13 protein-coding genes and 1 tRNA gene are annotated in these 13,537 nt (G+C 63.0%); 13 read left to right on the plus strand and 1 reads right to left on the minus strand.

Translation table 11 applies throughout. The features are described 5' to 3' along the window. Nucleotides 1-2: 2 nt before the first annotated feature. The 10 genes from frr to QBJ92_RS11090 all read left to right on the plus strand — a co-directional run bounded on the left by frr (nt 3) and on the right by QBJ92_RS11090 (nt 10,279). Complete coding sequence (gene frr, locus QBJ92_RS11045; protein ID WP_277969751.1) at nt 3-560, plus strand: ribosome recycling factor; 558 nt, start codon at nt 3-5, stop codon at nt 558-560. Continuing rightward, entirely contained in the window at nt 557-1,312 is a 756-nt protein-coding gene (locus tag QBJ92_RS11050) for an isoprenyl transferase (protein WP_277969752.1), read from the plus strand. The genes frr and QBJ92_RS11050 overlap by 4 nt, the downstream gene beginning before the upstream one ends. A gap of 20 nt (nt 1,313-1,332) precedes the next feature. Beyond that, nucleotides 1,333-2,109, plus strand: coding sequence for a phosphatidate cytidylyltransferase (locus QBJ92_RS11055; protein WP_277969763.1), 777 nt, complete (start codon nt 1,333-1,335; stop codon nt 2,107-2,109). Beyond that, nucleotides 2,106-3,287, plus strand: coding sequence for a 1-deoxy-D-xylulose-5-phosphate reductoisomerase (locus QBJ92_RS11060; RefSeq protein WP_277969753.1), 1,182 nt, complete (start codon nt 2,106-2,108; stop codon nt 3,285-3,287). Before QBJ92_RS11055 ends, QBJ92_RS11060 begins: the two co-directional genes overlap by 4 nt. Continuing rightward, nucleotides 3,284-4,417: a M50 family metallopeptidase gene (locus tag QBJ92_RS11065; protein WP_277969754.1), complete on the plus strand. Its 1,134-nt coding sequence runs from the start codon at nt 3,284-3,286 to the stop codon at nt 4,415-4,417. Before QBJ92_RS11060 ends, QBJ92_RS11065 begins: the two co-directional genes overlap by 4 nt. Nucleotides 4,418-4,485: 68 nt before the next feature. Next, the gene (gene bamA, locus QBJ92_RS11070; RefSeq protein ID WP_277969755.1) at nt 4,486-7,263 is read left to right on the plus strand and encodes an outer membrane protein assembly factor BamA; all 2,778 of its coding nucleotides are present in this window, start codon (nt 4,486-4,488) and stop codon (nt 7,261-7,263) included. Next, the gene (locus QBJ92_RS11075; RefSeq protein ID WP_277969756.1) at nt 7,263-7,991 is read left to right on the plus strand and encodes an OmpH family outer membrane protein; all 729 of its coding nucleotides are present in this window, start codon (nt 7,263-7,265) and stop codon (nt 7,989-7,991) included. The genes bamA and QBJ92_RS11075 overlap by 1 nt, the downstream gene beginning before the upstream one ends. Nucleotides 7,992-7,998: 7 nt before the next feature. Then, complete coding sequence (gene fabZ / locus QBJ92_RS11080; protein WP_277969757.1) at nt 7,999-8,481, plus strand: 3-hydroxyacyl-ACP dehydratase FabZ; 483 nt, start codon at nt 7,999-8,001, stop codon at nt 8,479-8,481. 93 nt (nt 8,482-8,574) lie between these two features. Further along, nucleotides 8,575-8,808, plus strand: a complete 234-nt coding sequence (rpmE, locus tag QBJ92_RS11085) for a 50S ribosomal protein L31 (protein ID WP_277969758.1) — start codon at nt 8,575-8,577, stop codon at nt 8,806-8,808. A 292-nt stretch (nt 8,809-9,100) separates the two neighbouring features. After that, a complete protein-coding gene (locus QBJ92_RS11090; protein WP_277969759.1) occupies nt 9,101-10,279 on the plus strand; it encodes an acyltransferase family protein in 1,179 nt (392 codons plus the stop codon). A gap of 44 nt (nt 10,280-10,323) precedes the next feature. Here the strand turns inward: QBJ92_RS11090 and QBJ92_RS11095 are convergent. Beyond that, nucleotides 10,324-10,413: transfer RNA gene (locus QBJ92_RS11095), tRNA-Ser, on the minus strand. 163 nt (nt 10,414-10,576) lie between these two features. On the opposite strand from QBJ92_RS11095, the gene QBJ92_RS11100 reads away from it, so the two are divergent. The 3 genes from QBJ92_RS11100 to QBJ92_RS11110 form a co-directional block, all read left to right on the plus strand. Further along, nucleotides 10,577-11,554: a lytic murein transglycosylase gene (locus QBJ92_RS11100; protein ID WP_431358391.1), complete on the plus strand. Its 978-nt coding sequence runs from the start codon at nt 10,577-10,579 to the stop codon at nt 11,552-11,554. Nucleotide 11,555: 1 nt separating this feature from the next. Continuing rightward, a complete protein-coding gene (locus QBJ92_RS11105) occupies nt 11,556-12,362 on the plus strand; it encodes an SPOR domain-containing protein (protein WP_277969761.1) in 807 nt (268 codons plus the stop codon). 19 nt (nt 12,363-12,381) lie between these two features. Further along, the coding region (locus QBJ92_RS11110; protein WP_277969762.1) for a D-alanyl-D-alanine carboxypeptidase family protein at nt 12,382-13,537 on the plus strand (1,156 nt) is incomplete at its 3' end.

The raw sequence follows: 13,537 nt of genomic DNA on the forward strand, positions 1-13,537 counted from the left end.
TCATGGCTGCATATGACAAGGCCGATCTTGAGCGCCGCATGTCGGGTAGTGTCGAATCCTTAAAGAGCGATCTGACCGGCCTGCGCACAGGCCGCGCGTCGACATCGCTGCTCGATCCAGTGACGGTCGAGGTCTACGGCGCGCAGATGCCGCTGAACCAGGTTGCGACCGTCTCAGTTCCCGAGCCGCGGATGTTGTCGGTTCAAGTGTGGGACAAGGTCAACGTTGGTCCCTGCGACAAGGCGATCCGTTCGGCCGGGCTTGGGCTCAACCCGATCGTCGATGGCACGACCCTGCGTCTTCCCATTCCGGATTTGACCGAGGAACGCCGCAAGGAACTGGCGAAACTCGCTGGTAAGTACGCCGAAGACGCGCGCATTGCGGCGCGGAACGTGCGTCGGGATGGCATGGATAGCCTCAAAACCGACGAGAAAAAGGGCGTCTACAGCGAGGACGAGCGCAAGAAGCTCGAGACCGAAGTGCAGAAGCTCACTGATAAGACGATCGGCGAAATCGATGCCGCCGCGACCGCCAAGGAAAAGGAAATCCTGGGGAAGTGAGGCCGTTCGCCGCCCCGGCTGCCGATCTGGCGACGGCGCCGGATTCGGGCGACGTCGTCCTGCCGCGTCACGTTGCGATCATCATGGATGGCAACGGCCGGTGGGCGAAGAAGCGTTTGCTCCCGCGCGTTGCCGGGCATCGCCAAGGCGTCGAGGCGGTGCGGCGCGTCGCGCGCGCCGCGCGGACGCTCGGGATCGAAGTGCTTACGCTCTATGCGTTTTCTAGCGAGAACTGGCGGCGACCGGAGGAGGAAGTCAGCGACCTCATGGGCCTGTTGCGGCTGTTCATCCGCAGCGATCTCGACGAACTCATCCGCGATAACGTCCGGCTACGGATCATCGGTGATTATCAGCGGTTTAGCCCCGATCTGGTAAAACTGATCGATGATGCCGTGGGGCGTACGGCCGTGAATACCGGCCCGATCCTCGTGATCGCGCTCAATTATGGTGCGCAGGCAGAAATCCTGTCGGTGTCGCGCCGCCTCGCCGAGAAGGCGCGGGACGGACTGCTCGACCCGACGACGATCGACGAGGCAATGTTCGAACGCGAGCTCGAGACGGGCGATCTTCCGCCGCTCGATTTGCTGATTCGTACCTCGGGCGAGGTCCGGCTGTCGAATTTCCTTTTGTGGCAGGCGGCTTATGCAGAGTTGCTGTTCGTCGATACGTTATGGCCGGAATTCGATGCCGATACGTTTGCGCAGGCCATCGCCACGTTCGGGCAACGGCAGCGGCGGTTCGGGGGCCTGTGAAGCCTAGCCTTTCGCAGAGAATGTCATCGAACCTTGCGCTGCGCAGCATCGTCGGTGTCGCGATGGTCGCGGTGGCGTTGACGAGCGTGCTGCTTGGCGATCTGGCGTTCTGGCTGCTGTGCGTCGTGCTTGGCCTGTTCATGATGGCCGAATGGGCCGATCTCCACAAAACACCGCCGAAAATGAAGCGGTTAGCTCAATATGCGGTGTCGGTTCCGTTGGCGATCATGGCCCCGCATCTCGGCGCTGGTCCGGACTTTTTTGCGTTGGGGCTTATTGCTGCAGCTGCGTTCTTCATCGTAATTGTCACGCGTCTCCAAGGCCTTGCCTTTGGGGCGGTCTATGTCTGCCTGCCGATCCTCGCGTTGCTGCTGATCCGGGGGCAGGGGGATGGTATTCTTCTCACGGTGTGGACGCTGGCGCTCGTATGGGCTTGTGATATCGGCGCTTATTTTGCGGGGCGCACGATCGGCGGGCCTAAGCTGGCCCCTAAGGTAAGCCCAAACAAAACATGGGCGGGGCTTACCGGGGGCGTCATTTTGGCAACGATCTTTGCCGGAATCCTGCAGGCGCGCTACGGTTTGCCGCTGCGGCTGACCGTTGCGACGCCGTTTCTGGCGGTTCTCGCGCAGGGTGGCGATCTGTACGAAAGCTGGCTGAAGCGCCGCGCCGGCGTCAAGGATAGCGGTACGTTGCTGCCTGGACATGGCGGCGTGCTGGACCGTCTCGACGGCCTCGTCCCGGTTGCGCCGATTGCGGCCCTCCTTATCGTATTACCGAAAGTGTATTCGTGGTGAAAACGATCACAATATTGGGCGCTACGGGGTCGATCGGCACCTCGACGCTCGACCTGATTGAGCGAGAACCGGAACGTTTTGAGGTCCTTGCGCTGACCGCCAATTGCGATGTCGCACGGTTGGCCGCGGCTGCGATCCGCACACGGGCCAAGCGCGCCGTCGTTGCGGACGAGGGATGTCTTGCGGATCTTCGGTCGGCGCTCGCGGGCACTGATATTGAGTGCGCTGGCGGGCGGGCCGCGGTGATCGAGGCCGCGACGATGGGCGCGGACATCACGATGGGCGCGATCGTCGGGTGCATCGGTCTCGAGCCAGTTATGGCTGCGATTCAAGGCGGTAAGACCGTAATCCTCGCCAACAAGGAACCACTCGTTTCGGCCGGCGACGTCGTACTCGCCGCGGCCGCCAAATATGGCGCGACGTTGCTCCCGGCGGATTCGGAGCACAACGCCATCTTCCAGTGCTTCGATGCGGCGCGTCCGGAGCGTGTGCGTCGGATCATTCTAACCTGCAGCGGTGGGCCGTTCCGCACCTGGACGACTGCGGAAATGCGCAGCGTGACGCCGGAACAGGCCGTCGCACATCCCAATTGGTCCATGGGAGCAAAGATTTCGGTCGATTCGGCGACGCTTTTCAACAAGGGACTCGAACTGATCGAGGCCGCGCGTCTGTTCCCGGTGCCGCATGACTCGATCGAGATCGTGATCCACCCGCAATCGGTGATCCATTCGCTGGTCGATTATGTCGATGGCTCGGTTCTGGCGCAGATGGGCCCGCCCGACATGCGGACGCCGATCGCGCATTGCCTGGCGTGGCCCGACCGGATGGCGACGCCGATGGCACCGCTCGATCTCGTGGCGATCGGTCGGCTCGATTTCGAAGCGCCAGACCCGGAACGCTTTCCAGCGCTCCGCCTGACGCGGGAGGCGCTGAACATGGGCGGCGCGCGTCCGGCGATCCTCAATGCCGCCAACGAGATTGCGGTCGCCGCGTTTCTGGCGCGCGAAATCGGCTTCCTCGAAATTGCCGCAATCGTGGACGATACACTGTCCGTCTACCATCCGGCCGCACCGGGAACGTTGGGCGACGTTCTCGCGGTCGATGCCGAAGCACGCAGCATAGCGCGCCGGCAGGTGGGATACCGCAACGGGGCGTTGATGAAGGATAGCGTCGTTTGAGCCAATCGCCCGGATTCCTGCTGACCATCCTGGCGTTCGCGCTGGTGATCGGTCCGCTCGTTTTTCTGCATGAGATGGGACATTACCTCGCTGGACGCATGTTCGGTGTGAAGATCGACGCTTTTTCGATCGGGTTCGGCAACGAGCTGTTCGGCTGGACCGATCGCCGCGGGACTCGCTGGAAGTTCAGCGCGTTGCCGCTTGGGGGCTACGTCAAGTTCGCTGGCGACATGAACGCGGCGAGCGTGCCCGATCCGGCGTGGCTCGCATTGCCCGCGGAAGAGCGCGCACGAACGTTGCAGGCGCGCCCGGTGTGGCAGCGCGCGATCGTCGTCGCGGCGGGCCCGGTCACCAATTTCGTTATCGCAATTCTGATCCTAGCGGGCTTCGCCATGAGCTACGGCGTGGATCGTACTCCTTCGATCGTCGGGATGGTCAGCCCGGGAAGTGCTGCGCAGAAGGCAGGATTGCAGACCGGCGACCGCATCACCGCGCTGAACGGGCGGTCGATCGAGACGTTCAAGGACGTATTCCAATACGCCGTGCTTCGCCCCGGCGAGCCCGTGCGGATCGACTATCTCCACAATGGGGCGCCACAGACGCGCCAGACCGTGCTCGGCGTCGCGACCGAGCGGGACCGGTTCGGAAACGAGTTCAAGAAGGGCCTGCTCGGGATCGGGCCATCGGCGCCCGTCGCGGCGAAGGTCGGCTTGCTCGAAGCGCCGCTGGTCGGCATCGAGATGACGGGGACGATCCTGCGGACCACGGTCGAAGGGCTCGGGCAGATCCTGTCGGGCCGCCGCTCGGTTGATGAACTGGGGGGACCGTTGCGGATCGCCAAGGCGTCCGGCGAACAATTGTCGCTCGGCTGGCCAGTGTTGATCTTCTTCATTGCCGGCGTGTCGATTAATCTGGGATTCATCAACTTGTTGCCAATCCCGATGCTGGATGGTGGGCATCTGCTCTTCTATGCAATCGAGGCGGTACAGCGCAGGCCGGTCGCACCAGCGGTCCAGGAGTGGGCGTTTCGCGGGGGATTGGCCGCGGTTCTTGCGTTGATGGTGATGGTGACGTTCAACGATCTCGGCGCATTTGGCTTGTGGAAGACCCTCTCCGGCTTGATCGGGTGACGCAGGTAAGGCAGGGCGGGCCAGCGGTTTTTGGCCACGCGAGTATTTTCTCCGATTTGGGGTGGGATGTGACAGCGATCAAGGTTTCAACTTTCGGAGCACGGGCCACCGCCGTGCTGCTGGCGGGCACGATGTTCTCGTGCCTGTCGGCCGAAGCCCAGACCGCGCCGACGGCCGCCAAGCCCCGGCCCCGCGCCGCAGCGCCGCGCACGCCCGGCCCGGTCCAGGCGACGCCCGCGGCTGCCCCGGCACTCGCGCCGGCCGTCATTCGCACGATCAAGTCGATCCGCGTCGAGGGATCGCAGCGTCTCGAACCCGAAACGGTCCTGTCCTACACAAAGTTGCGTACCGGCCAGGCTTTCACCAATGAATCGCTCGATCAGGCGATCAAGGACCTGTACGCGAGCGACCTGTTCGCGGACGTCTCCATCGCTGGCGCCGAGAGTGGCGACATCGTGTTGCGGATTCGTGAAAATCCGGTGATCAACCGTGTCATCTTCGAGGGCAACAAACGCCTGAAGGAAGACAAGATCCGCAAGGAGGTGAAACTCGCCCCGCGCCAGATCTTCACGCGCACCGCGATCCGTCAGGATGTCGCGCGGATCATCGAACTGTATCGTCGCCAGGGCCGGTTCGCCGCCGTGGTCGAACCGAAGATGGTCAACCTCGACCAGAACCGCGTCGACGTGATCTTCGAAGTGACCGAGGGCCCGAAGTCCAAGGTCCGCCAGATCAACATCCTCGGCAACGAGGAATTTTCCGACAGCAAGCTGCGCGAGCAGATGGCGACCAAGCAGGCGCGTCTGACGACGCTGCTCAGCTCGAACACCAGCTACGATCAGGATCGTCTGGCGTACGACCAGCAGAAGCTGCGGCAGTTCTACCTGACCGAGGGCTATGCCGACTTCAAGGTGACCTCCGCAGTCGCCGAGCTGACGCCCGACAAGAAGGACTTCATCATCACCTACGTGGTGGAGGAGGGGAAGCGCTACAAGTTCGGCGACGTGACCGTCGACAGCGACATCCGCGACTTCGACAACAAGAAGCTCGCCGCCAGCCTCGGGATCAACAAGGGCGACTGGTATGACGCCAAGAAGGTCGAGACCGCGGTCGACTCGCTGAGCGAGGCCGCCGGTGCGTTCGGTTATGCCTTTACCGAGGTGAACCCGGACTTCCAGCGTGACAAGGACACGCTGACGATGGGGATCAACTTCCACATCGCCGAAGCCAAGCGGTCGTATGTTGAGCGGATCGACATCAACGGCAACACGCAGACGCAGGACAAGATCATCCGTCGCGAGATCCGTCTGGCGGAAGGCGATGCGTTCAGCAGCTTCCAGGTCAAGCGCTCGCAGGATCGCATCAACTCGCTCGGCTTCTTCCAGGACAAGTTCGAGATCAAGCAGACGCAGGGCTCGTCGCCAGACCGTGTCGTGCTGACCGCGAACGTCGAGGAAAAGTCGACCGGCGAATTGTCGCTTTCGGCAGGTTTCTCGAGCCTCGAACGCTTCATCATCCAGGCGTCGATCCGCCAGCGCAACTTCCGCGGCAAGGGCCAGGAACTGCGCGCGAGCGTCAATTATTCGACCTATTCCAAGTCGATCGAGCTGGGGTTCACCGAACCGTATCTGTTCAACAAGAACATCGCGATCGGCGGGGACATTTTCCGGCGCGATTACAACGCGTTCAATTTCGGAACGAACAACCAGCGCAACACCACCTACACGCAGGTGTCGACCGGCTTCCAGCTTCGCGCCGGCATCCCGCTGACCGAATTCTGGCAGCTCGCCGGGCGGTACGGGCTTTCCTACGACCAGGTCGGGCTCGACCAGTCGACTTATTACACCAATGGCCAGTGCGATCGTCTGAAGGCGGGCCGGTATTTGTGCGACGCAATCGGCAATCGCTGGACGTCGTCGGTCGGCTATTCGTTGCTGTTCGACAGCCTCAACAGCCGGCTCCGTCCGACCGCCGGCCAGCGGTTCATCTTCAGCCAGGATTTTGCCGGGCTCGGCGGGGACGTGAAGTACATCCGCACCAAGGTCGAGGGTGCCAAGTTCGTCAACGTCGGCAGCGGGTTCATTGCCTCGCTCAATGTCGAGGGCGGCTATATTAAGTCGCTCGAGAAGAGCCGTGGCGCGGGTGTCGACCGGGTCCGGATCAACGATCGCTTCTATCTCGGCGAGCCTGATTTCCGCGGGTTCGACATCCGTGGCGTGGGCCCGCGTATCCAGCGCATCCCGTACACGACCGATGCGGCGGGCAACCAGACGCTCGTCACCGATCGCAACCAGTTCGTCGACGATGCGCTGGGTGGCCGCGCCTATTATCTGGGCAAGCTCGAACTCGAGATCCCGTTGGGCGCCGGCGCGCGCGAACTCGGCTTGCGCCCGTCGATCTACGTGCAGGCGGGTGCGCTGTTCGGGATCACGCGTCCGGAGCCGTCTGCGACCTTCCAGACGACGACCGATCCGGTCACCGGGCGGACGATCGTCCTGCCGCTGTCGCAGCCTGCGCTCGCGGCGAATGGCCAGCCGCTGTTCACCGTGCCGTCGACCGATGGCACCAACCCGTCCGCGTTGACGACCTGTTCGGTCGGCTATGCCGCCGCAGCCGGCGGTGCGTGCGTCGGGACGTCGGTCAACACCGCGGCGACGCAGGTCGTTTCGGCGCCCTTCCTCGAGCGTTTCCTTGGCGATTCGCCGCGTCCGCGTGTCTCGGTGGGCGCCGGGGTGAACTGGAACTCGCCGTTCGGGCCGCTCCGGATCGATCTCGCTTACGCCTTGCTCAAGAGCAAGGGCGACGACAACAAGCTCGTAACTTTCAACGTAGGGACACAGTTCTGATGAAGACCACCTATACCACTCTGCTCGGCTGCGTCGGCCTCGCGATCGCCGGTTCGGCACAGGCCCAGGTCAGCGGGATCGCGATTGCGGATCCAGAGACCGTCATCCTGACCGCAAAGGCACTCGACGCGGCGAACACCTCGATCGCGACGACCTACAAGGCGCAGCTCGACCAGGCGACGGCACGCGCACAGGCGCTCCAGGCGCAGCTCAACACGCTGTACGCACCGCTCGACCTGAACAAGGACAAGCAATTGTCCGACGACGAGGTCCAGAAGGCGCAGGCCGCGAAGAACCCTGCGCTGACCCAGATCGAAACCGCGCAGCGCACCGGTCAGGCGGACGTTGCACGGCTTCGTGGCCCGGCGACGCTGGCGCAGGCCTATGCGATCGAGCAGATTTCGCAAAAGTATGCCGCTGCGATGCAGGCCGTCGTTGCATCGAAGAAGCTGAGCCTGTTGCTGTCGTCCGGCACGGTTCAGTTCAGCACGCCTGCCGTCGACGTGACTGACGACATCAAGGCCGAGCTCGATCGTGCGAACCCGACGGTTCCGTTCACGCCGCCGGCCGGCTGGCAGCCGAGCCAGCAGACCCAGCAGCTGCTGCAGCAGTATCAGCAGCTTGCCTATATGTCGGCAATGCAGCGTCAGCGCGCCGCTGGTGCACCGGGTGCCGCTGCAGCACCGGCTGCTCCGGCTGCAGGCACCAAGGCACCGCAGGGTCGCTGAGGGTCTGATGGCTGACGGTGTAGAAGAAGGCCGCGGCGCGATCGGCCCGCTCGATATCGGGCGGGTCATGGCGGCGCTGCCGCATCGTTACCCGATGCTGCTGGTCGACCGGGTCGAGGATCTCATCCTCGACCGGTCGATCACGGCGATCAAGGCGGTGACGATCAACGAGCAATTCTTCCAGGGACATTTCCCGGGACGTCCGATCATGCCGGGCGTGCTGATCGTCGAGGCGATGGCGCAAGCCGCAGGAATCCTCGCGGTTGAGTCGCTCGGGCTCGCCGGGTCCGGCAAGCTCGTCTATTTCATGGCGATCGACGGGGCGAAGTTCCGCAAGCCAGTGGAACCGGGCGTGCTGCTCAATCTCGAGGTCGAGTTCGTTCAGAAGCGCTCGAGCGTGTGCAAGTTCGCCGGGCGCGCGACGATCGACGGGCAATTGGCGGCGGAAGCCAACTTTACCGCGATGATCGCGGATCCGCCCAAGGGCTGACGGCACGCGTTGGTTGCACATCGGGTAGGGCTCTGTTAAGGGCCGCGCCTTCGCTGCTGGTCGGAAACCAGCGGCTTTTCGGAGAATTAGGTCGTGAAGAAGAACATCCATCCCGATTATCACACCATCACGGTGCAGATGACCGACGGCACGCAGTTCCAGACCCGCACCACGTGGGGCAAGGAAGGCGATCTTATGACGCTCGACATCGATCCGCTCGCGCATCCGGCCTGGACCGGTGGCCGTGGCACGATGCTCGATGCTGGCGGCCAGGTCGCCCGCTTCAACAAGCGCTTCGGTGCGATGTCTTCGTTCGGCAAGAAGTAAGTGTCTGATTTGGGCGGCGTCTGGACAGGCGCCGCCTAAATGGTGACTTTTGAAAATCTTTGCTAACGACTGCCTAACTCGGCGGCGGGATGCTGCGGTGTAGTCCGCTTAGTCGTTCAGCCTTAGAGCCTCGTGAGTCTTGCGGGCTTTTGACTGTTACAGGTACTATCGAACCGTTTTATTGCGGCTACGATGATGATCCTTTCCTGAGTATTCCACGTGAGTTGTCCCGAATGTGGGGCGGATTGACAATGGATCGATCAACTTTCCCTGTAACGCGAGAAAGAATTTCGTGGACGTATTTGAGAATGGTCGCGGTAGGGTAAGGCGTATCAGCGTCGCTGCGTATCTTTCGAAGATATTCGCGGCGATTAGCCCGCATCAAAAGAGCGCAGCTCCTACAAGATCTTTACCTTCTCCCAGGCGCGAGCTTGTTGGTATCCAATATGTGCGTGGCGCTGCCGCGCTCATGGTTGTTCTGTTTCATCTGAAACCGCAATTGGAGCATCTCGGCTATACGGTTGGGCCGGGCGCCGGCCTGTCCGGTGGTGTCGATGCCTTTTTCGTCATCAGCGGTTTGATCATGTGGATCACCACCTGTGATCGTGCCGTCTCTCCGCTCAAGTTTCTGAACCACCGGTTGGTTCGGATCGTCCCACTTTACTGGATCACCACCACGATCATGGTCGCCGCCATGGTAGTTGCACCAAGCGTGCTTCAGACCGCGCGGTTCGATCTAAATCATATCATCGCGTCCTACACGTTCATCGCGTGGCCGCATCCTACGTCCGGGTTTATGCAGCCCGTCGTGTTCCCAGGGTGGACTCTCAATTACGAGATGTTCTTTTACCTTATTTTCAGCGTCTTGCTTCTCGTCCGCCGATCGTATCGGCTCGTAATTGCTGCCGTGGTATTCACAGCGTTGCCGCTCATCGGGGCCATGTTCCAGAATGGGCTGGGGCACGGGGCGTTGCTGGACAGCCAGTTCAAATTCTACACCTCCGTGAACATGCTCGAATTCTTCGTCGGCATGCTGCTGGGCGAGGTCTTTAACCGGACGCGCGGGCTGCAAGCGATAGGATCTCGCTTCGGGTTGCTCTTTGCACTGATTGGTTTGGTTCTGCTGCCCATCACGGCAGACCTTTTTCCGGACATCCCAAGCATTTTTAGCAGGGGCGTTCCCGCTCTTCTGCTCGTGACAGGGGCGCTTGCGTGCGACGTCGTCGGCAGTGTCCCCAGGCATTGGCTACCGCTGCTGGTGGGAAATGCGTCCTATTCGCTGTATCTTATGCACCCATTCGTCTTGTCCGCGACGAGCCAGCTTTGGCGCAAACTGCATCTGACGACGTCGGTCCCGGGATTGTGGGTGTTCTCCATCCTGTCGGTGGGCCTTTGCTTGGTCGTAGCGGCCTTGTCGTTCTGGTTGGTCGAGACCCCGCTCATCGCGTTTTTCCGCAAACGCCGCCGCTAAGACGACGCGACGTTCCATCAGGTGCGGAAAGTCGGTTGAGGGGGTGGCGGAAGAGGTGGGATTCGAACCCACGGTGAGCTTGCACCCACGGCGGTTTTCAAGACCGCTGCCTTAAACCACTCGGCCACTCTTCCGTTCGCCCCCGCTTAGCCAGCGTCTGGCGATTTGTGCAAGTCCTACCGGCTTTGAGGCTTCATGCGCAAAGCTGGCTGTGCCAAGGTCCAGCGCATGCGAAGTAACAGCAAAACTCGGCGTCGGATCACCCGCGGTGTCGCCGCTATCCTCTCCTGCCTGTCGATGGGCGGGTCGGCCTATGCGCAGGACGATGCGGGGTTCCAGACCTATCTTGGAACGTTGCGCAGCCAGGCGGAGGCGAAGGGCGTCCGGCGGGCGACGCTCGACGCGGTCCTGCCGACGCTGACGCTCAACCAGCGCGTGATCGAACTCGATCGCCAGCAGCCCGGCGGACCATCGATCTCCGCGATTCCCCCGTTCGCGCCGTACAAAGCGCAGCATCTCAGCGGCGCACTGATCGCACGGGGGCAGTCTGCCTATGCCAGCGAACGCGCCCGGCTCCAGCGGATCGAGCAAGAGACAGGCGTTCCCGAATCGATCATGGTCGCGATTTGGGGGCATGAGACGAGCTATGGCCGGGTTACGGGCAGCTTCGATCTTCCACGCGCGCTCGCCACGCTCGCTTATGAAGGGCGCCGGCGTGATTTGTTCGCGGACGAATTCATCGCAACGTTGCAGATGATGGATCGGGGCGTGCCGCGGTCGCAGCTGGTCGGCAGCTGGGCCGGGGCAACCGGTGGGCCGCAATTCCTGCCATCGGTGTATCTGCGCCTGGCGCGCGACGGGGATGGCGACGGGCGCGCCGACATCTGGAGCAGCAGCGCGGACACGCTCGCCTCAATCGGCAATTACTTCTCGAATGCGGGCTGGCGGCCGGGGCAGCCGTGGGGAATTGCGGTTTCGGTGCCGGGGAGCTTCGACCGCGGGCAGATCGCCAACCGGCTGGTTTCGCCGCGGTGTCCGCGGGTCTTTCAGCGGCATAGCGGCTGGAAGACGATGGCCGAGTGGCGTGCGCTGGGGCTGGTGCCGCAGACGCGCAGCTGGCCGGGAGACTCGGTTCTCGCCACCCTGATCGAACCCGACGGGGAAGGGCAGACCGCCTATTTGTTGACCGGCAATTACCGGGTCATCCTCGATTACAATTGCTCCAACTTCTACGCGCTGTCGGTGGGTCTTCTCGCTGATGCGGTCGAGCGGTAGGATGTACGGCAGTGCCGGGCTGATGCTTCTCCTGCTGGCGACGATGCCGCTGGCTGGGCAGGAAAGTCCCGCCCCGGCAGTGGCGGGTCCGAAGGGGACATCGGGGGAGGAACTGTCGGACGCGGTGGGTTTCGCGACTATGATGGCGCCGCCGCCGGAGGGACCGTTCCGGGACGTCATGATCGCCGTTGCGTATCCAAGGCTTTCTGTCGGCAGCTTTGTCGAATTGACCGCGCTCGACAGTGGGCGGACGATCGTCGCGCAGGTCGTCAGCGGCGCGGCCGATGACGCGGTCGTCGCGCTGTCGCCGGGGGCAGCCCGGCAATTGGGGATAGGCGACCGCGCTCCGGTCCGGGTTCGCGGGGTCCTCCCTCCCATTGCCGAGCGGGAACGCCTACTGGCCGGCAAAAGCGTGGCGCCTAGGCTGGATGCCCCGCCGGTGTTGCTTGCAGCGCTGCGGCGGATGCTTCCCGGCAGCGCTGTCGCCGAGCGATCGACAGGTGCGCCAGTCGCTGAGCCCCCAACCCCGGTTGGGCCTTTGCCCGTTACGCGCCCAGGGCTCGCAAAGCCCGCAGTCTTAGGTAGAACGTCGCCCGCCCGAGGCTCGTGGACGGTTCAAGTCGCCGCACTGTCCTCAGCGACGTCCGCCTCTGCGTTGGCGCGCAAATTGGGTGGGAAGGTTTTCGCGGGGGGTGGGCTGTACCGCGTCCGGCTTGGGCCCTATGCCGATTTCGTATCTGCCCAACGCGCGCGTGACGGCATCGCCCGGGCTGGCTATGGCGACGCCCGCATTCTCCATTCAAACTAGAAGATCGAGAGCCAACATCATGTCATCCCGCCGGAACTGGATTGCCGCCACCGCCATCGTCGCCATTGCGGTCACGACGCCTGCGATCGCCAAGCCCGATTTCCAGACGCCGGCGCCGGTCGCCTATCTGCAGGACCTGTCGTCGGGCGCGGTGCTCTATTCCAAGGATGCGGACCGCCGCATGCCGCCGGCGTCGATGGCAAAGATGATGACAGTCTATGTCGCGTTCGACATGATCAAGTCGGGCGAGCTCAAGCTCAACCAGACCTTCCACGTCCAGCCCGAGACGTGGCGTAAGTGGCATAGCCAGGGGTCGACGATGTTCCTCTCGGCGAACGAGGACGTCAGCGTCGAGAATTTGCTCAAGGGCATCGTTACCCTGTCCGGCAACGACGCCTGCGTCGTGCTCGCCGAGGGCATTTCCGGGACTGAGGAAACCTTCACCGAACGGATGAACCGCTCGGCAGCGAAGCTCGGGCTGACCAACAGCCATTTCGGAACGTCGAACGGCTGGCCCGATGGCGGCGTGACTTATGTGACCGCGCGCGATCTCGCAAAGCTGGCGTCGGCGACGATCCTGGACCATCCGACGCTGTACAAGCGCTTCTATTCGTTGCCGAACTTTACCTGGGGCAAGACGCTGGGCGGCGCTAATCCGATCGCGCAGGCGAACCGCGACCCGTTGCTGGGTCGCGTGCAGGGTGCCGACGGTCTCAAGACCGGGCATACCGAGGAAGCAGGCTATGGCTTCACCGGATCGGCGCAGCAGAACGGTCGCCGCCTGGTGATGGTGATGGCCGGGCTCGGCAGTTCGGGGCAGCGCGCGGATGAGTCAGTCAAGTTCATCAACTGGGGCTTCCGCGCGTGGCAGGCCAAGCCGATCGCCGCAAAGGGGAAGCAGATCGAGACCGCCGAAGTCCAGCTCGGCAGCGCCCGGACCGTCGGTCTGGTTGCGCCGACCGACTTGACCGCAACTCTGCCTGCGGGCGTCGCGGCGGACATGAAGCTCAAGGTCGTTTACGACGGACCGATCAAGGCACCGATCAAGGCGGGCCAGCATATTGCCGACCTGATCGTTTCCACGCCCGACATGCCGCAGCAACGCCTGCCGCTGGTCGCCGCGACCGACGTCGCCGAGGCCGGGTTCTTCGGTCGCGCGTGGGCGGGGTTGATGA

Source organism: Sphingomonas echinoides, assembly GCF_029623395.1.
In the GTDB taxonomy this organism is placed as follows: domain Bacteria; phylum Pseudomonadota; class Alphaproteobacteria; order Sphingomonadales; family Sphingomonadaceae; genus Sphingomonas; species Sphingomonas echinoides_A.

Bases quoted from the DNA above. Each gene is read 5' to 3' on its own strand.
- frr (WP_277969751.1), top strand. From the start codon at position 3: ATGGCTGCATATGACAAGGCCGATCTTGAGCGCCGCATGTCGGGTAGT.
- QBJ92_RS11055 (WP_277969763.1), top strand. From the start codon at position 1,333: ATGTCATCGAACCTTGCGCTGCGCAGCATCGTCGGTGTCGCGATGGTC.
- QBJ92_RS11075 (WP_277969756.1), top strand. From the start codon at position 7,263: ATGAAGACCACCTATACCACTCTGCTCGGCTGCGTCGGCCTCGCGATC.
- fabZ (WP_277969757.1), top strand. From the start codon at position 7,999: ATGGCTGACGGTGTAGAAGAAGGCCGCGGCGCGATCGGCCCGCTCGAT.
- QBJ92_RS11100 (WP_431358391.1), top strand. From the start codon at position 10,577: ATGGGCGGGTCGGCCTATGCGCAGGACGATGCGGGGTTCCAGACCTAT.
- QBJ92_RS11105 (WP_277969761.1), top strand. From the start codon at position 11,556: ATGTACGGCAGTGCCGGGCTGATGCTTCTCCTGCTGGCGACGATGCCG.